The sequence below is a fragment of the Albidovulum sp. genome (assembly GCF_008933605.1).
Taxonomy (GTDB): domain Bacteria; phylum Pseudomonadota; class Alphaproteobacteria; order Rhodobacterales; family Rhodobacteraceae; genus Albidovulum.
The window spans coordinates 1-17,332 of sequence record NZ_WBUS01000073.1 but is presented as its reverse complement, the minus strand read 5'-3'; the positions used below and the strand labels follow the sequence as shown (position 1 = coordinate 17,332).

Here is a 17,332-nt window from a genome sequence, read left to right as displayed (position 1 = left end):
GCCTCGTGATCCGCGCCGAGGACGAGCCTGGCGACCGCGCGCTCGTCGCCTGGGTCCGCTGGCAGCGCCCGGCCGGAGGCCTCCCGCCCGACCGGATCGCCGCCGCCTTCGGCATCAGCCGCAGCGAAGCCCGACTGGCGGCGCGGATCGCCGACGGACGGAGCCTTGCGGAAGCCGCCGCGGATCTTGGCTGGACGATCGGGACGGTGCGCAGCACGTCGAAGCAACTCTTCGCGCGGATGGGCGTCGAGGGGCAGACGGGCGTAGTACGCGAGATGCTCTCGAGCCCGATCTGGCTTGCGGTGGAACGCTGAGCCGGCAGCCAGGCGGGACCACGGCTACCCCCGGTCGTCCCGAACGTATTACCGCCTCTCGATCCGCCGCCGCACCGTTTCCGGCCGACCCGGCAACGCAAGCCGCGCGTCATTGCGCGCGCGACGGGAGACGATCTTGCCCTTCGACACCACGACCAGCCGTTCGGCGCGAAGCCGGACCGCCTCGGTCGGGTTCCCGGCGTCCAGCACGACGAGCGAGGCGATGCAACCCTTTCGCAGGCCGTAGCCGTCGAGCCCCATAATCGCCGCGTTGTCCTCCGTCACCATGCGGAAGCAGCGCGCCATCTCCTCGGGGTGGGTCATCTGAGCGACGTGCAGCCCCATGAAGGCCACGTCGAGCATGTCGGCGGTGCCGAGCGAATACCACGGGTCCAGGACGCAGTCCTGCCCCCAGCCCACCGTGATGCCCTGCGCCTGCAGCTCCTTCACCCGCGTCAAGCCGCGCCGCTTGGGATAGGTGTCGTGCCGGCCCTGGATAGTGATGTTGATGAGCGGGTTGGGGATCGCGCACATGCCCGATTCCGCGATCAGGGGGAGGAGCTTGGACACATAGTAGTTGTCCATCGAGTGCATCGAGGTCAGGTGGCTGCCCGCTGCACGCGCGCCGAGCCCGTGGCGTGTGACCTCGCGCGCCAGCGTCTCCACATGCCGGCTCAGGGGGTCGTCGGTCTCGTCGCAGTGGACGTCGATCCGAAGGCCCCGGTCGGCGGCGATGCGGCAGAGGTCGCGCATCGATTCCGCGCCATCCTCCATCGTGCGCTCGAAATGCGGGATGCCCCCCACCACGTCGAGCCCCATTTCGAGCGCGCGGATCAGGTTCTCGCGCCCCGTCGCCGTGCGGTAAAGCCCGTCCTGCGGGAAGGCCACGAGTTGCAGGTCGATGTAGGGCGCGACCTGGCGCCTGACCTCCAGCATCGCCTCGACCGTGCGCAGATGGTCGGGGGTGGTGTCGACATGGCTGCGGATCGCCAGGAGTCCCATCGACGCCGCCCAGTCGCAATAGGTGAGTGCGCGGGCCACCATCTCGTCGACCGTCGCGATCTCGCGCAGCTCGCCCCAGAGCGCGATGCCTTCGATGAGCGTGCCGGACGCATTCACCCGGGGAATGCCGTAGGAAAGGGTCGCGTCCATGTGGAAATGCGGGTCCACGAACGGGGGGCAGACGAGGTCGCCGGTGGCGTCTATGACCTGGCGCGCCGCGCCCTCCACCCGGCCGGTGGCGACGATGCGGTCGCCGGTGACGGCGATGTCGGAGACCGTGCCATCGGGAAGCGTGCCGCCCTTGACGAGAAGGTCGAACATTCAGCGTTCCCCCTTGTTGAACGGAACCATCAGCGCGGCGGGAACCTCGGCCCGGCGCGACATGAGGACGAGCGCGAGGATGGAGAGGATGTAGGGAACCATGAGGAACACCTGATAGGGCACGACCGCGCCCATCGGCGTCTGCTGGAGCCGCACTTGGAGCGCGTCGAAGGCCGCGAAGAGAAGCGCGCCGAGCGCCGCCTTGCCGGGCCGCCAGGCGCCGAAGACGACGAGCGCGATGCAGATCCAGCCGCGGCCGTTCACCATCTCAAAGAAGAACGACGAGAACGCCGACATCGTCAGGAACGCGCCGCCGATGGCCATCAGGCCCGAGCCAACAATCACGGCACCCATGCGGATCGCGGTGACGGAGAGGCCCTGCGCCTCGACCGAGGCCGGATTTTCCCCGGCGGCTCGCAATGCCAGGCCGAGAGGGGTGCGGTAAAGGACGACGGAGACCACGACGACGAGGGCGAAGGCGAGGTAGGTGAGCGGCGTCTGCGCGAAGAATGCGGGGCCGACCAGCGGAAGTTCCGAAAGGCCGGGAACCGGAAGCGGCTGGAACGGCACGATCTTCGGTGGCGACGTGACCTCGGGCAGCGACAGGCGGTAGGCGAAGGCGGCGGTGGCGGTGGCGAGGAGGGTGACTCCCAGGCCCACGACATGCTGCGAGAGGCCGAAGGGCACCGTGAGCGTGGCGTGGAGCAGGCCGAAGAGCATCCCCGCCAGCATCGCCACAAGGACGCCCGTCCAGAGGCCGAAGCCGAGATACACCGTCATCCAGCCGGTGAAGGCGCCGATGACCATGATCCCCTCGATCCCGAGGTTGAGCACGCCCGCGCGTTCGCAGATGAGTTCCCCGAGCGTGGCGAAGATCAGCGGCGAGGCGATCCGGACGGCGGCGGCCCAGAAGCTTGCGGTCAGGAGGATGTCGAGAATCTCCATCAGCGCCACCTGATCCGCGCGTGGGTGAGACGGAGGGCGAGCACCATGGTCAGGAGCGCCGTCGCCATCAGGATGTCGGCGATGTACGTGGGCACCCCGGCGGCGCGGCTCATGCTGTCGGCGCCGACGAAGACACCCGCGACGAAGATGGCCGCGACGACAACGCCGAGGGGGTTCAGGAGCGCGAGCATGGCAACGATGATCCCGGTGTAGCCGAAGCCCGGTGAGAGGTCTAAGGTCAGGTTGCCCTTCAGCCCCGCGACCTCCGAGAAGCCCGCGAGCGCCGCAAGCCCGCCGGAGAGGAGCGCGGTCTTGACCATCACGCGGCCCACCGGGATGCCCGCGAAGCGCGCGGCCTCGGCGTTCAGCCCAACCGCGCGGATTTCGTAGCCGAGCGTCGTGCGGGTCTGGATCACCCAGACGGCGAGGGCCGAAAGGATCGCCAGCGCGAAGCCCCAGTGGAGCCTGAGCCCCTCGACGATCCGGGGCAGGCGCGCGGCTTTCTCAAGCGCGGGGGACTTCGGCCAGCCCATTCCCATCGGATCCTTCATCGGCCCTTCGAGGAGCAGCGAGACGAAGAGCAGCATGATGAAGTTGAACAGCAGGGTGGTCACGACCTCGTCGACGCCGAGGCGCGTCTTGAGGAGGACGGGGCCGAGGAGGACCAGCGCACCCGCGATCATCGCAGCAAGCGCGATCACTGGGATGAGGAGCGCCGACGGCAGGGGCAGCGCCCCGGTGCCGAGGAGCACCGTGACGACTGCACCCGCGTAGAGTTGCGCCTCGGCCCCGATGTTCCAGAGCTTGGCGCGGAAGGCGACGGCAACGGCGAGGCCGGTGAAGATCAGCGGCGTGGCGCGATTGAGCGTTTCGAGCAGCGCGTATTTCGATCCGGCCGCGCCCTTCACGATCAGGCCGAGCGTGGCGAAGGGGTTCGCGCCCGCGAGGAGCGCGAGGAGCGAGGCCATGAGCACCGTCAGCGCAAGGGCGGCGGCGGGCAGGCCCAACCGCCGCGCGGGCGAGGGGTTGGCGATCGGCTCAAGCCGCATCGGCGCCTCCCCGCGTGTGTTCGCGCTCGAAGCCGTGCCCGGCCATCCAGCCGCCAAGTCCGGCGGGCGTCATCGTGCCACGCGGAAATGCGGGCGAGAGGCGACCCTCGTAGATGACGTGGATCACGTCCGACAGCGCCATCACCTCGTCGAGGTCTTCCGAGATGAGCAATACCGCCGCGCCGGCGTCCCGCGCGGCGATCAGGCGGTTCTGGACGAAGGTCACGGCCCCGATGTCGAGCCCCCGCACCGGCTGGTTGGCGAGGATGATCCGCGGCCCGGCTTCCAGCGCGCGGCCGAGGATCAGCTTCTGCATGTTTCCCCCCGAGAGGAGGCGGATGCGGGCGGCCGGGCCGGGGCAGCGTACATCGTAGGTTTCGATGATCCTCCGTGCGAAGTCATCGGCAGCCCGCCAGTTCATCCAGCCCCGTCGGCTGTAGGGCGGTCCGGCATAGCTTTCGAGCACGGCGTTCTCGGTCAGCGTGAAGTCGGCAACGGATCCCGTCCTGTGCCGGTCCTCCGGGATACGGGCGATCCCGCCGGTGAGGGCGGCGCGGGGCGACCAGTCGGCGGGCCGCGCGCCATGCAGTTCCATGCTTCCTTTGGCCGGCGTTTCGAGTCCGCCAATCAGCGCGGCGAGTGCGGCCTGGCCGTTGCCGGACACGCCCGCGAGCCCGGTGATCTGGCCGGCGCGCAGCGCGAGCGTCACGCCCTTCAGTCCCGGCGCGTTACCCCGGCGGGGCGTGTCGACGCCCGTGAGCGTCAGGAACGCGGGGCCCGGCGCCCGTTCCGAAAGCCGGGGCGCGGCGATCTCGGCGCCCACCATCATCTCCGCCAGCCGGTGCCGGTCGGTGTCGGCCGTCGCCACCTCGCCCACCAGACGGCCGTGGCGGAGGACGAGCACGCGCGAGGAGATCTCGATCACCTCGCCGAGCTTGTGCGAGATGAAGATGACCGAGAGGCCCTGCGCGACCGCCTTCCTGAGCGTTTCGAAGAGCGCCGATGTTTCCTGCGGGGTCAGCACCGCCGTGGGTTCGTCAAGGATGAGGATGCGGGCGTCGCGGTAGAGCGCCTTGAGGATTTCCACCCTCTGCCGCTCGCCGACGGAAAGCGCGCCGACCCGGGCGTCGGGGTGAACGGCCAGCCCGAAGTCGCGCGACAGCCGCGCGACCCGGGCCCGTGCCTCGCGGGCGTCGAGCCGCGGCGCCAGCAGCGGCCTCGTGCCGAGAAGGATGTTCTCCAGCACCGTCAGGTTGTCGGCTAGCGTGAAGTGCTGGTGCACCATGCCCACCCCCGCGGCGAGAGCAGCGCGGGGGTGGCCGGGGGGAAGCGGCTGGCCGAAGACCTCGACCGTGCCCGCGTCGGCCGTGTAATGGCCGAAGAGGATGTTCATCAGCGTGGTCTTGCCCGCGCCGTTCTCGCCGAGAAGGGCGATTACCTCGCCCTTTCTCAGCGTGACGCTGATCGCGTCGTTGGCGACAAGCGGGCCGAAGCGCTTGGTGATGCCGTCGAGGCGGAGGACGACCTCCGCCCCCGTTTCCGGTGCCATCAGGAGGACTTCGGCTCTTCGTCGTTGATCTCGACCGTGAAGGACCCGTCCTTGATCGCCGCCTCGCGCTCGGCCACGAGCTTCATCGCCGCCTCGGGCACCTTGCCCTCGAAGGTTCCGAGCGGCGCAAGCGAGCAGCCGCCTTCCTTCATGTAGGAATAGACACCGTAGTTGTCGGCCTTGAACTCGCCCGCCGCGACCTTGGCGAGCGCGGCGTTGAGCGTCGGCTCGAAGTGCCAGAGGGCGGAGGCCACGACGGTATCGGGATAGTCGGCCTGGGTGTCGATGACGTTGCCGATAGCCAGGACGCCGCGCTCCTTCGCCGCGTCGGAGACGCCGAAGCGTTCGGCATAGAGAAGGTCGGCGCCGCCGTCGATCATCGCGAAGGCGGTTTCCTTGGCCTTCGGCGGATCGAACCACGAGCCGATGAACGAAACCTGGAACGTGATGTCCGGGTTCATCTCGCGCGCGCCGGCCATGAAGGCGTTCATCAGCCGGTTGACCTCCGGGATCGGGAAGCCGCCGACCATGCCGATGTTGCCCTTGGTCATCGCCCCCGCGATGATCCCCGACAGGTAGCTCGCATCCTGGATGTAGTTGTCGAAGACGGCGAGGTTCGGATGCGCCTCGTCGGGCGGGAAGGAGGAGCCGAGGAGGAAGGCCACGTCGGGATATTCGTCCACGACCTCGCGCGCCTCCTGTTCCACCCCGAAGATCTCGCCGACGATCAGCTTGTAGCCCTGTTCGGCGTATTCGCGCATCACGCGCGGATAGTCCGTGTTCGCCGTGTTCTCGGTATAGACGTATTCGGCCGCCCCCGCGGCCACGGCCGCCTCGGCAGCCTTGTGGATGCGGCTCACCCACTGCTGTTCCACGGGCACGGTATAGATGCCGGCGACCTTGACCGGATCGGCGGCGAAGGCCCGCATGGGCAGACCCGCGAGGCCAGTCGCCGCCATGCCCGCGCCGGTAGCCATGAGGTGACGCCGGCTGATCCCGGCCCTGAGCAGTGTCGTCATTCCAGCCCCCTGTTGGATGGCGCTTTTGCGCCCGTAATTTTATCAAGTGGTAAAGAAGCGCAAGATTCGCGCAAGATGATTCTGGCGTCGAACCCACCGCAGGGAAAGGTGGCGCTCAGACGCCGACATAGGTGGCAAAATGGGCCGCGCCCGGATGCAGCCCCTTCACCGACACGGTCTCGGCGACCTGTCCGCCCGCCATGAAGGCGACGCGGTCGCCGACCGAAAGCGCCGCATCGACGCGCTGCTCCACGAGGATCGTCGCTACCCCCGTCGCCTTCAGCGCCACCACCGTGTCGCGGATGAGCGCGATCATCGATGGCTGCAAGCCCTCGGTCGGTTCGTCGAGCAGCAGCACCTTGGGTTCGAGGCAGAGCGCCCGCGCGATGGCGAGCATCTGCTGTTCGCCCCCGGAGAGCGTCCGCGACACCTGGTCCATGCGTTCCCTCAGCCGGGGGAAGAGATCGAGCACGGTGTCGCGCACGCGCGCGCCGCGGCCGCGGGTCATCAGCCCGATCTCGATGTTCTCCGCCACCGTCAGGTCGCCGAAGAGCCGCCGCCCCTGCGGCACGTAGCCGATGCCCTGGCGCGGCACCGCGTGCGCGGGCAGCCCGTCGATCCGCGTCCCGTCGAGCGTGATCCGCCCCTGTGTGGTGCGGACCTGCCCCATGATCGCGCGCAGCATGGTCGACTTGCCGGCCCCGTTCCGCCCCATGACGCAGAGCACCTCTCCCGGCGCGACGGAGAGCGTGAGGCCGCGCAACACCTGCACCGCACCGTAGCTCGCGTCGATGGCGTCGAGGATCAGCATCTACCCTCCCAGATAGGCGGCCTGTACCGCCCGGTCGGCACGGATCGCCTCGGGCGTGCCGGTGGCAAGGACCGTGCCGAAGTTCAGGACCGTGATCCGGTCGGCAAGCCCCATGACCACGTCCATGTTGTGCTCGATCAAGAGCACGGTGGTCTTCGGCACCACCGAGCGCACGATTTCCTTGAAGGTTGCGATCTCGCCGTCCGATAGGCCCTGCGTCGGCTCGTCGAGGATGAGTAGGACGGGTTGCAGCGCCAGCCCCATGGCGATCTCCAGCACGCGCTGGTGTCCGTAGCTGAGTGTGCCGGCGATCTGGTCGGCGCGCTCCGCCAGCCCGACGCGCCCAAGCGCCGCCATCGTTTCCGCCGCGATCGGATGGCCGCCCCGGCTTTGCACCGCTAACGCCACGTTGTCGAAGACCGAAAGCGCCGCGAAGACCTGGGTGATCTGGAAGGTGTAGGCGATGCCGGCATGGACGCGGGCGTGGGCGGGCACGCGGGTGATGTCGCGGCCCTTCAGGCGGATGGTTCCGGACTGCACCGGGACGCGGCCGGACAGGAGGCTGACGAAGGTCGTCTTGCCGGCACCGTTCGGGCCGATCAGGGCGTGGATCTCGCCTTCCTCCAGCGTGAAGTCCACGCCATCGACAGCCTTCAGGCCACCGAAGTGGCGGGTGAGGCCCCGCGCCTCCAAAAGCGTCACGGCAGCCATCGCAGCCCCCGCGCGCGAAGCGTGCCGAGGATGCCCTTCGGCGCGAAGAGGATGAGAAGGACGAGCGCCGCGCCGGTGACGAACTGGTGGGCATCGGTGACCGCGCTGGCGTAGTCGATGAGGTAGAACATCAGGAGCGCGCCGAGGAACGGCCCGAGCACGGTGCCCGCGCCGCCGAGGAGGACGTAGAGCAGGGGCAGGATCGAGTACTGTACCGAGGCGAGGCTGGCGCCGACATAGCCGAACATCAACCCGTAGGCCGCGCCGGCAAGCCCCGCGTAGAGGCCCGAGACGGTGAGCGCCGCGAGCTTCACCGTGAAGGGGTTGAAGCCCAGCATCCGGCTCCGCTCCTCGTTCTCGCGCATTGCCACCATGACGCGGCCGAAGGGCGAGCGGACGAGCGCGAGATTGCCCAGAAGCGCCACGGCGAAGAGCGTCAGCGCGACGAGGTAGCGGGTGCCGTCGTCGGAGAGGTCGAGGCGTCCGATGGCGCGTGCCGCCTGGGGAATGACGATGCCCTCGTCGCCGCGCGTCCAGGCGCCGAAGTAGAGGACGGTCAGGTATCCCGCCTGCGCGAACATCAGGGTCACGATCATGAAGGCCACGCCCGAGGTCCTGAGCGCGAGAAGCCCGACCGCGAGCGCCATCGCCCCCCCGGCGAGCAGCCCGGCGAGCATCGCCCCCGCCGCGCCGGCGCCGGCGTGGTAGACGAGGAGGCCCGCGCCATAGAGGCCGGCACCGAAGAGGAGCGCATGGCCAAGGCTGAGGAGGCCGGTGTAGCCGAAGGCGATGTTGTAGCCCATCGCGTAGATCGCCAGGACCATGATCCGGGCGAGGTTCGTGTGATGGTATGCGGGCGCCGCAAAATGCAGCGCCAGGAGCGCCGCGAGCACGCCGAGGTGCAGGGAGCGCGCGCGGCCCATGGTCATGCGGTGCGGTTCCCGAACAGCCCCTGCGGGCGGAAGACGAGGACGAGCGCGACGGCGAGCGTCGCGACGATCTTCGCCAGCGTCGGTGCGAAGAAGGTGGAAATCACGCCGTCAGACAGGCCGATGAGGAGCGCCGCCACGAGCGTGCCGCGCAAGGAGCCGAGGCCGCCGATGATCACGACGATGAAGGAAAGGAGCAGGGGATCGCCGCCCATGAGGTAGTGTGCCTGCTGGATCGGCACGATCAGCACCGCCGCGATGGCCGCGAGTCCGGCCCCCATGGCGAAGACCCCGGCATAGACCCGGTCGACGTTGATCCCGAAGGCGCGCGCCGTGTCGCGGTCGATCTGTGTGGCCCGCATGACGAGCCCCGCCTTGGTGTGCTTCAGGATCAGCCAGACGCCGAGGAGAAGCAGGATCGCCGCCACGATCACGGCGAGCTTGTAGCCGGAATAGCCGAACCAGGGCAGTTGCAGGCGGAAGCTGAAGGGCGCAGGGACCGGGCGGGCGTCGGGGCCGAACAGGCTCAGCGCCGCCTGTTCCAGGATGTAGAGAAGCCCGATGGTGGCCACGATCGTCGCCTCCGGCTCGTAGTTCAGCCGCTTCAGGACCAGCGTGTCGGACATTGCCGCAATTGCCCCGACGATCAGCGGCGAGACGATCAGCGACGCCGCGAAGGCCAGTGCCGGCGGTCCCGGCATCCATTCCGAGACGAACCACGCGATGACGGCGCCGAGCATGAAGAAGGCTCCATGGGCGACATTCACCACGCGCATGATGCCGAAGACGAGCGAAAGCCCCGAGGCCGTCAGCGCAAGCACCGCCGCGGTCACGAGGCCCTCCATGAGGGCGAGGAGAAGGAAGGGGCCGAAACTCATGGGCAGGCCGGGCGGGGTTGCCCCCGCCCGCTCACGCTCAGAAGCTCATCGTCGTGTAGTCGACCTCGTCGGGATAGAAACCGTCCTCCATCGCGGTCTGGTGGACGCGGATGAGCTTGCCGCCCTCCACCTTCGAGATCGACTGGAGCCCGAAGGCCTGGTGGGTCTTGCCATTGAAGACCTTGGGCCCTTGCGGGTGCTCGGGGCCTTCGGCGAATTCCGGCATCGCCTCCATCGCCTCGACGACCTTCTGCCGGTCGGCGGCCCCCTGGTAGCCTGCGGCCGTCATCGCGTCCTTGATGACGAAGAGCGTCTCCCAGACCGAGAACATGTGGGCGTAGGTCGCAATGTCGTTGGCGTCGGAAACCGAGGCCCCGGTGTCGTCCACCCCGACGGCGGCGCGGTAGGCGGTCTCGGCCTCGGACGCATCCGCCTGCTTGTAGCGCGGATGGCCTTCCCAGAAATGCGTGCCTTCGAGGAACTCCAGGCCGGGCGAGGCGATGTTCACGGCTTCAAGAGAGTCGATGAAGCCGAAGATCTGCGGCCGCGTGCCCGAGCCGTAGAACTCGCCGAGCTCCTTCACGAAGGTCAGCACGGCGGGGCCGACCATGACGTGGTAGAGAACCTCGGTCTCGGCCGGGATTTGCGGGAAGTAGCGCGTGAACGAGGTCTCGGTTGGCGGGATGGCGACCTGAGCGATCACCTCGCCCCCCTGCGCGGCCACGGCGGCGGTGAAGAAGTCGCGGTGGTCATGGCCGAAGGCATAGTCGGGGAAGACCATCGTCACCTTCTTGCCGAGGTTCTGCGTCACCCAGGGCGCCATCGACTGGACCTGGCTCTTGACGTCGGTGATGCCGGGCTGGAGCGTCCAGCGGTTGAGCGCGCCAGAGGCGACGTGGTGGCCCTCGGAGCAGACGAGATAGGGCACCTTCAACTCGCCCGCACGCGGAGCGGAGCCCATGACGACATGGGAGAAGAGCGTGCCGAAGATCAGGTCGCAGCCGGCCTGGCTCGTCAGTTTCTCGACGACCTCGGCGCCGCGCTTGGGGTCGGTGCCGTCATCCTCGAAAACGATCTCCACCGGCCGCCCGTTGATGCCGCCCGCGTCGTTCAGGACCTTCAGGGCTGCCGCGGCGGTGCGTTCGTACCAGCGGCCGTAAGAGGCGCCGATGCCGGTGCGGTGAAGCTGGAAGCCGAGCTTGATCGGCGCCGAGGATTGCGCCTGGACGAAGCGGGGCGCGAGGCCCGTCGCCAAAAGCGCGCCGCCCGCGGCCATTCCCTTCAGGAGCGTCCGGCGGGAGGGAGTGGGAGTGATCAATTTGTTGGTCATCAGACGTCTCCGCTGTTGAACCGACGCGGTTTTTCTGGCCATCCGCGCTCTGGGGCCATGGGCCCAAGGTCACGGAACAACGAGTCGGGGCGCATTGCAATTGCTTTCTCACGCTCCGGTCGGCGCGGAGAGAAGCCAGAGGCCAAAGACGGTGTAGGCGACCATCAGGAGCGTCATCGGGAAGTGCGCGCGAAGGGCGGTGCCGTGGTCGGGATTCCCCGACAGGCGGAAGCTGAGCAATACCGCGAGGACATGCGCGACGACGATTGCGGTGAACTGTGCGGTCCAGACGGCGAGGACGCCGGACTGCGTGGCGAGGAAGCCGAAGGAAACCCAGTGGTCGGGGAGGCCGAGGAGCGACCGGCCGTTGCCGAATGGATCGTTCAGGGCCGCGATTGCATACTGACCGTCCGTCAGGAGCGCGACGAGGTAGTGCGCGACATGATAGCCTGCCGCGATCGGCACGAAGGAGAGCATCATCGGCCCGACGGCCTCGCGGAACCCGCCCGGCGGCCGCCCGAGCCGGATGGCCCCGAGGATCAGCGCGGCAGAAAGGCCCCAGAAGGCGACGAGCGCGACGGAGTTCGCGCCGTAGACGGCGGAGCGACCGGGAAACTCCAGCGGGTTGACGCCGAGGCGCACGAGCCACCAAAAGGTCTCGTGCAGCCCGTCGAAGCTGACCGAGGCGAGGACGAGGGTAACGAAGGCGATCGCCGAGGGGCCGAGCGGGGACATCCGCAGCACCTGGGCGCCGGGCCAGCCGGCCATCACGGTCACGCGGCCCGGAGCATAGTCGGCCCAGACGGGAGCGATCCGGGAGATCATCGCGAAATAGGCGGTCAGAAACTCGCCCTGCGGCAGCCAGTCCTCGCCCTCGGCCACGCCGAGCGCCAGAATGAGCAGGTAGTAGGCTGCGGCAGCACGGGCGAGGACAAGGGGGTCGGTAGGGGAAAGCGAGACGATCTCGAACCAGGCGAAAGCGAGGTAGCCCACCGTGGCGGGCAGGTGGCCGAGGCGCGAAAGGCCGATGGTCCCCCGCCAGCCGAGGATCCGGCGGATGGTCCGCGCCGGGCCCGTCCAGGGTTCGAGATCGCGCCAGAGGTTGCCGAGGAGCACGGAGGAAAGCGTCAGGCCCACCCAGATCACCGTCCACACGGTCAGGGGTAGGAGGTTTTCCAGCGGGTCGCGCGTGCCCCGGATGCCGACGGCGACCAGCGCCCAGAAGACCGCGGCGCAGATCCAGCTCGTCACCCCGCGCGGCAGGAACGCGGGCCGGTCGAAGAGCCGGTGCGCGGTAAATGCCGGGAGCTTTCCGGCGAGGAGCGCCAGGACCGCCGTCAGCGTCACGACGACGGCCGCGCCGATGAGGTACCAGCCCGTCGGCAGGGTCAGCAGGACAGCGCGTTCGGAGGCATGGGCGTGGGCGGCGCCCGGAACGGCAAGGAGAACGAGCCAGAGGGCGCGCATCAGCGCAATCCGTCCTCGCCCTTCACCTGCCAGTCTTCGAGCCCGCCCATGCGGGAATGCACCCGCGGCCCCTTGGCCATGACGAGCGCGAAGACGATCTCGTCCGGTCTCGGTCCGTCCGGCACCGAGACGGTCATCGTGTCGAAATGGCTGCGGACATAGGCCGCGTTGACATGGGCGATCGGCAGGTCGATCTCGGCACCGATGCCACCCAGCTTCTTCGCCGATGGCACGATGGCCTTCGGATCGCTGAGGATGGCGCGCATGCCATAGCCGCCCGGCGCATGCCAGAGCGCTCCATGCTCCAGTTCGCCCGCGCCGCCGACGATGGCGCCCTTGCCGTAGCCGTCGATCCCCGCCTTGCCGCCGAGCGCCGCGATGAGACGCTCGCACATGGTGACGGCGAGCGGCTTCAGGTCCTCCATCGCCGGCTGGAGGTCGGGCTCGAAGCGCCCCGCGAAGGGGTTCGAGACGGTGGCGAGGACGGCGCCCCTGAGTCGGGGCGCGGCCGCGTCCGGCCCCCCGTCGTGGTGGATTTCATCGACCACAACGGTCATCTTGCGCAGGCGGAACGCGGGCACGCTTGGATCTCCCCTTCGGATCGGGGGCATCCTGCCGCATTCCGCCCGGTGGGGCAATCGCGCCCGGGCGCCGTGCGCCGGATCAGAGGGTCAGCGCCTCCCAGTTGTGCTGCTTGATGTAGTCGTAGGGAATGACGCCGTTCCCCGACCCGTAGGGGCTCTGCTGGCCCCAGTGGCCGAACCAGCTGTTGCGCAGGACGAAGAACCCCCCGCCGGGGACATTGGCCTGATCCTCGTAGCCGATCAGGCACATCGCATGACCGCCGCCCGACGCCTCGTTCGGAAGCGGCAGCGTGATGCGGCCGGCACGGCGCGAGGTGGGGTTCTGGTACCAGCTGTCGAAGACCGGCACGGAGAACCCGACGACCGCCCCGCCCGCGAGCGCCGCCTTGATCGCGTTCACGTTGTTCTTCGGGAGCGTGCGCAGGCTGAGCTTTCGCCCCGCCGCGTCGGCCTTGGCGTTGCCCGGCTGGGTCCCGTTGCCGTTGCACGGCAGCGCGCTGTTGTAGCGCCAGGTGCTTTCCCGGCACTGGCCAAGCGATTTCAGCACGATCGCCGCCTTCACCTGCCAGGTCCCGCAGGTCTGGGGAAAGCCGTCGACCTTCTTGGTCTCGTCGTAGAGGAACTGTTCGGAGAGGTCGATCGGGGTGCCGTTCGTCTTGAGGAAGAACTCGTGGATCGCGGTCACCGCGAAGGCGACGCAGGTGCCGCGCGCGCCCTGGTTGCGGGGCTGGCCGAGCACGGCGGCATGGTTGACCGAGGCCGGAAGCGCCGCCGCCATTGGCGGCGCCTCTAGTCGCGGCAGGAGGTTCCTTTCCTCATCCTCCGCCGTCGGCGGAAAGGCCCCGAGCGAGAGGGGTTCCAGCGCCTCGCGCCGCTCCTCGAAGCTCACGGGAAGACGTGCCGCCGCAGCGAGGGCGATCTCGCGCAGTTGCCCGGGCGTGACCTCCAGAAACGCGGCCAGACGTTCGGCCGTGGTCGGGTCGGCGGCCGCATCGACGAACTGCTGGGCATCGAGCAGGCCGAGGCTCGCCAGCCGGTCGGCGCCGCCGGGGGGCAGGCCCTCGACGCTGGACATGGAAATGGTCATTCCCTCGTAGAAGTCATGTTCGGCCATGATGCGGCTCCTGAAGCGGATTGGCGTTGAAATGCGATCGGAACGGACGGCAACTCGTCACGTCGGGAGAATGCGGATCAGACCCGCGCGGAGCGGGTCCCGAAGGGTCAGGTCGCTCGGGATGCGCCGAAAAATTGCGGGCGCGTTTATCGATTCAATCGAAAGGCATCATAGCGCGTTTCGGCCCGGAAGGATACCGGCGCGCCGAACCGCGTCACTCGGCTGAGGCGATGGTCAGATCGACCGGGGCGAGTCCGTCGATTTCACCGTGCAGGCGGTCGCCGGGCGCGACCGGCCCGACGCCGGCGGGCGTGCCGGTGTAGATGAGGTCACCCGGCCGAAGGTGGTAGAGCGTCGAGAGATGCGCGACGATTTCCGGCACGGACCAGACCATTTCGGACAGGTGGGACCGCTGCACCGGTTCGGCGTTCAGAAGAAGCGTGATCGCCTGCGGCCCCGGCGCGCCGAACTCGGCCGCGCGCGTCAGCGGGCCGATCACGGCGGCGTTCTCGAAGTCCTTGCCGGTGTCCCAGGGACGGCGCTTGTCCTTGGCCGCCGCCTGCAGGTCGCGCCGCGTCATGTCGAGTCCGGCGGCGTAGCCGAAGACGTGGTCCATGGCGCGCGCGACCGGCACACGGAACCCCTCGGTGCCGATGGCGAAGACGAACTCCATCTCGTGGTGGAAGTCCTCGGTTCCCGGCGGGTAGGCGACCGTCGCACCCGAGAGGGTGAGGTGCGCGGGCGACTTGGTGAAATAGAAGGGCGCCTCGCGGTCCACCTCGCCCCCCATCTCCCTGGCGTGGTCGGCATAGTTGCGTCCGACGCAGAAGATGCGGCTGACGGGGTAGAAGCCCGCGCCGTCGCGCAGCGGCACGAGGACGGGGGCGGGCGGGGGAAAGAGGATGTCGGTCATTCGCCGTAGGGAACCCAGATGTTCTTCACCTGTGTCGCCCGTAGCAGGAATTCCCGGCCCTGGCCACCGGCCCCGCGCCAGTCGCGGTTCGCGAAGGTCCAGGTGGCCTTGAGGTTTCCCCCGCTTTCCGTCTCGGCCATTGCGCGGCCCTCGGGTCCGCCGCAGTACCACATCGCCGCCACGTCGTCGTGCTGGGCGAGCACCTTCGCCAGCTCGTCCTTCGCTCCGGTGACGATGTTGATCACCCCGCCCGGCAGGTCGGAGGTGTCGAAGACCTGGTAGAGGTCGGTCGCCGCCAGCGGCATCGAGGGCGCGGGGATCGCCACCACGCGGTTGCCCATGGCGACGGCCGGCAGGACGAGGCTGAGGAAGCCCAGGAGCGGCGCATCGTCCGGGCAGGCGATGCCCATGACGCCGAAGGGCTCCGGCATGGCGAGCGTCACATGCGCGGACTTCGTGGAATGCACCGCACCGTCGAACTTGTCGGCCTGCGCGGCGTAGTGGAATGCCCGGCGGATCGCCAGCGCCACCTCGTCGGCGGGCTTCGCCACGCCGGCCGCCTTCAGCCGCGTCACGAACTCCGCCTCGCGCGCGGCGAGGTTCTCGGCGAGGTAATAGAGCACCTGCGCCCGGTTGTGGCCGGTGGCCTTGCCCCATCCCTTCGCGGAATGCGCCGCCTCGACTGCGTTCCGGATGTCCTTGCGGTTGCCGAGGCCGGCCAGGCCGATCTCGCGCCCCCGTGCCATGACGGCGTAGGAATAGCCCGAGTCGGGACGCTTCTGCGCGCCGCCGATGTAGAGCTTCGCGGTGCGGTCGATCGGGGCGGTACCCCTGGACGCCGGGCCCGGATACGGCGCGGCATCGAGCCGCCCCGCCTCCGCCTCGGGCACGGCCCTCGGGGGCGGGACAGCGAGGTATTCGCGCATCCCCTCGCGGCCGCCCTCGCGGCCGAACCCGCTTTCGCGGTAGCCGCCGAAACCGGCACCCGCGTCGAAGACGTTGGTGCAGTTGATCCAGACCACGCCCGCCTTGACCTTCGAGGCGACATCGAGCGCGAGGCTGATGTTCTCCGACCAGATCGACGCGGCGAGTCCGTAGCGGGTGTTGTTGGCGAGCTCGACCGCCTCGTCCGGCGTGCGGAAGGTGGCGAGCGTGGCGACGGGGCCGAAGATCTCCACCTCCGACACGATGTTGGCAGGAGCGACGTTGGTGAGGAAGCCGGGGGCGAAGAAGCAGCCATGTGGCGGAAGCTGCGCGGGTGCCTGATGCAGCACCGCCCCCTGCGCCTCGCCTTGCGCCACCAGATCGCGGATGCGGGCAAGCTGCGTCGCATCGACGATGGCGCCGACGTCGGTCGACTTGTCGAGGGGGTCGCCAAGCCGCAGTTTCGCCATCCGCGCGGTGAGCCGCTGCTGGAAGCTGCCGGCGGCGGATTCGGCCACGAGGATGCGCGATCCGGCGCAGCAGACCTGGCCCTGGTTGAACCAGATCGCATCGACCACGCCCTCGACGGCGGCATCGAGGTCGGCATCGGCGAAGACGACGAAGGGCGACTTGCCGCCCAGTTCCAGCGTCAGCTTCTTGCCGGTTCCGGCCGTCGCCTTGCGGATGGCGCGGCCGACCTCGGTCGAGCCGGTGAAGGCGATCTTGTCGACTTCCGCGCCGACAAGCGCCGCGCCGGTCTCGCCGTCGCCCGTGACGATGTTGACGACCCCCTTCGGCAGGCCGATCTCGGCGCAGATTTCCGCGAAGGCGAGCGCGGTGAGCGGCGTCTGCTCCGCCGGCTTCAGGACAACGGTGTTCCCGGCGGCAAGCGCCGGGGCGATCTTCCAGGCGAGCATGAGGAGCGGGAAGTTCCACGGGATGATCTGGCCGCAGACACCCAGGGGCCTGGCGCCGGGAAACTCCTCCTCCAGCATCTCGGCCCAGCCCGCGTGGTGGTAGAAGTGACGCGCGACGAGAGGCACGTCGATGTCGCGGCTCTCGCGGATCGGCTTGCCGTTGTCGAGAGTTTCGAGGACGGCGAGGAAGCGCTCGCGCTTCTGGACGTGGCGGGCCAGCGCGTAGAGCCACCTTGCGCGTTCGTGGCCGGAAAGCTTCGACCAGGCGGGATAGGCGGCGCGGGCGGCCTTCACCGCCTCGGCCACGTCCGACGCGCTGCCCAGCGCGACGCTGGCGAGGGGCTCGCCCGTCGCGGGGTTCGATGTGGCGAAGGTCTTGCCGGGCCTGGTGAAGGCTCCGTCGATGAAATGCCCGAACGTCCCGCGCGCCTTTAGCCAGGCCACGACCTCGCCCGAGGCTTCCGGGGCCGGTCCGTAGTCCATGCTGTCAAGGATTTCGGTCACGCTGGGCATCTGGCGGTTCTTCCCTTTTCGTGCTTGTGCTCGTTCTTCCCG

Annotated in this window: 16 protein-coding genes; 1 reads left to right on the top strand and 15 read right to left on the bottom strand. The window is 68.9% G+C overall.

The features are described 5' to 3' along the window. On the top strand, window positions 1-314 hold a 314-nt coding region (locus F9K34_RS10990; RefSeq protein WP_291337010.1), incomplete at its 5' end, for a helix-turn-helix transcriptional regulator. Window positions 315-362: 48 nt separating this feature from the next. On the opposite strand, the gene F9K34_RS10985 is transcribed toward F9K34_RS10990, so the two are convergent. The 15 genes from F9K34_RS10985 to F9K34_RS10915 form a co-directional block, all read right to left on the bottom strand. Continuing rightward, window positions 363-1,637, bottom strand: coding sequence for an amidohydrolase family protein (locus F9K34_RS10985; RefSeq protein ID WP_291337009.1), 1,275 nt, complete (start codon window positions 1,635-1,637; stop codon window positions 363-365). After that, window positions 1,638-2,582, bottom strand: coding sequence for an ABC transporter permease (locus F9K34_RS10980; RefSeq protein WP_291337008.1), 945 nt, complete (start codon window positions 2,580-2,582; stop codon window positions 1,638-1,640). Further along, window positions 2,582-3,631, bottom strand: a complete 1,050-nt coding sequence (locus tag F9K34_RS10975; RefSeq protein ID WP_291337007.1) for an ABC transporter permease — start codon at window positions 3,629-3,631, stop codon at window positions 2,582-2,584. Before F9K34_RS10975 ends, F9K34_RS10980 begins: the two co-directional genes overlap by 1 nt. Then, on the bottom strand, window positions 3,621-5,180 hold the full coding sequence (locus F9K34_RS10970; RefSeq protein WP_291337006.1) for an ABC transporter ATP-binding protein: 1,560 nt from the start codon (window positions 5,178-5,180) through the stop codon (window positions 3,621-3,623). Before F9K34_RS10970 ends, F9K34_RS10975 begins: the two co-directional genes overlap by 11 nt. Next, complete coding sequence (locus F9K34_RS10965) at window positions 5,180-6,199, bottom strand: BMP family protein (RefSeq protein WP_291337005.1); 1,020 nt, start codon at window positions 6,197-6,199, stop codon at window positions 5,180-5,182. Before F9K34_RS10965 ends, F9K34_RS10970 begins: the two co-directional genes overlap by 1 nt. A 115-nt stretch (window positions 6,200-6,314) precedes the next feature. Further along, window positions 6,315-7,010: an ABC transporter ATP-binding protein gene (locus F9K34_RS10960; RefSeq protein ID WP_291337004.1), complete on the bottom strand. Its 696-nt coding sequence runs from the start codon at window positions 7,008-7,010 to the stop codon at window positions 6,315-6,317. Beyond that, complete coding sequence (locus F9K34_RS10955) at window positions 7,011-7,712, bottom strand: ABC transporter ATP-binding protein (RefSeq protein ID WP_291337011.1); 702 nt, start codon at window positions 7,710-7,712, stop codon at window positions 7,011-7,013. Continuing rightward, entirely contained in the window at window positions 7,709-8,650 is a 942-nt protein-coding gene (locus tag F9K34_RS10950; RefSeq protein WP_291337003.1) for a branched-chain amino acid ABC transporter permease, read from the bottom strand. The genes F9K34_RS10955 and F9K34_RS10950 overlap by 4 nt, the downstream gene beginning before the upstream one ends. After that, window positions 8,647-9,528 carry a branched-chain amino acid ABC transporter permease gene (locus F9K34_RS10945; protein WP_291337002.1) on the bottom strand — a complete coding sequence of 294 codons (882 nt, stop codon included), beginning with the start codon at window positions 9,526-9,528 and terminating at the stop codon, window positions 8,647-8,649. Before F9K34_RS10945 ends, F9K34_RS10950 begins: the two co-directional genes overlap by 4 nt. A gap of 37 nt (window positions 9,529-9,565) precedes the next feature. Next, window positions 9,566-10,858, bottom strand: a complete 1,293-nt coding sequence (locus F9K34_RS10940; RefSeq protein WP_291337001.1) for an ABC transporter substrate-binding protein — start codon at window positions 10,856-10,858, stop codon at window positions 9,566-9,568. Window positions 10,859-10,966: 108 nt separating this feature from the next. Further along, window positions 10,967-12,325, bottom strand: a complete 1,359-nt coding sequence (locus F9K34_RS10935) for a hypothetical protein (protein WP_291337000.1) — start codon at window positions 12,323-12,325, stop codon at window positions 10,967-10,969. Continuing rightward, on the bottom strand, window positions 12,325-12,906 hold the full coding sequence (locus F9K34_RS10930) for an amino acid synthesis family protein (RefSeq protein ID WP_291336999.1): 582 nt from the start codon (window positions 12,904-12,906) through the stop codon (window positions 12,325-12,327). Before F9K34_RS10930 ends, F9K34_RS10935 begins: the two co-directional genes overlap by 1 nt. Window positions 12,907-12,988: 82 nt before the next feature. Continuing rightward, window positions 12,989-14,023 (bottom strand): C1 family peptidase, encoded by a 1,035-nt coding sequence (locus F9K34_RS10925; RefSeq protein ID WP_291336998.1) that lies wholly within the window; start codon window positions 14,021-14,023, stop codon window positions 12,989-12,991. A gap of 214 nt (window positions 14,024-14,237) precedes the next feature. Further along, window positions 14,238-14,936, bottom strand: coding sequence for a fumarylacetoacetate hydrolase family protein (locus F9K34_RS10920; protein ID WP_291336997.1), 699 nt, complete (start codon window positions 14,934-14,936; stop codon window positions 14,238-14,240). After that, complete coding sequence (locus tag F9K34_RS10915) at window positions 14,933-17,290, bottom strand: aldehyde dehydrogenase family protein (RefSeq protein WP_291336996.1); 2,358 nt, start codon at window positions 17,288-17,290, stop codon at window positions 14,933-14,935. Before F9K34_RS10915 ends, F9K34_RS10920 begins: the two co-directional genes overlap by 4 nt. Window positions 17,291-17,332: the final 42 nt, after the last annotated feature.

Bases quoted from the DNA above. Each gene is read 5' to 3' on its own strand.
- F9K34_RS10920 (WP_291336997.1), bottom strand. From the start codon at position 14,936: ATGACCGACATCCTCTTTCCCCCGCCCGCCCCCGTCCTCGTGCCGCTG.
- F9K34_RS10970 (WP_291337006.1), bottom strand. From the start codon at position 5,180: ATGGCACCGGAAACGGGGGCGGAGGTCGTCCTCCGCCTCGACGGCATC.
- F9K34_RS10985 (WP_291337009.1), bottom strand. From the start codon at position 1,637: ATGTTCGACCTTCTCGTCAAGGGCGGCACGCTTCCCGATGGCACGGTC.
- F9K34_RS10945 (WP_291337002.1), bottom strand. From the start codon at position 9,528: ATGAGTTTCGGCCCCTTCCTTCTCCTCGCCCTCATGGAGGGCCTCGTG.
- F9K34_RS10965 (WP_291337005.1), bottom strand. From the start codon at position 6,199: ATGACGACACTGCTCAGGGCCGGGATCAGCCGGCGTCACCTCATGGCT.
- F9K34_RS10935 (WP_291337000.1), bottom strand. From the start codon at position 12,325: ATGCGCGCCCTCTGGCTCGTTCTCCTTGCCGTTCCGGGCGCCGCCCAC.
- F9K34_RS10960 (WP_291337004.1), bottom strand. From the start codon at position 7,010: ATGCTGATCCTCGACGCCATCGACGCGAGCTACGGTGCGGTGCAGGTG.
- F9K34_RS10915 (WP_291336996.1), bottom strand. From the start codon at position 17,290: ATGCCCAGCGTGACCGAAATCCTTGACAGCATGGACTACGGACCGGCC.
- F9K34_RS10980 (WP_291337008.1), bottom strand. From the start codon at position 2,582: ATGGAGATTCTCGACATCCTCCTGACCGCAAGCTTCTGGGCCGCCGCC.
- F9K34_RS10950 (WP_291337003.1), bottom strand. From the start codon at position 8,650: ATGACCATGGGCCGCGCGCGCTCCCTGCACCTCGGCGTGCTCGCGGCG.
- F9K34_RS10975 (WP_291337007.1), bottom strand. From the start codon at position 3,631: ATGCGGCTTGAGCCGATCGCCAACCCCTCGCCCGCGCGGCGGTTGGGC.
- F9K34_RS10940 (WP_291337001.1), bottom strand. From the start codon at position 10,858: ATGACCAACAAATTGATCACTCCCACTCCCTCCCGCCGGACGCTCCTG.
- F9K34_RS10925 (WP_291336998.1), bottom strand. From the start codon at position 14,023: ATGGCCGAACATGACTTCTACGAGGGAATGACCATTTCCATGTCCAGC.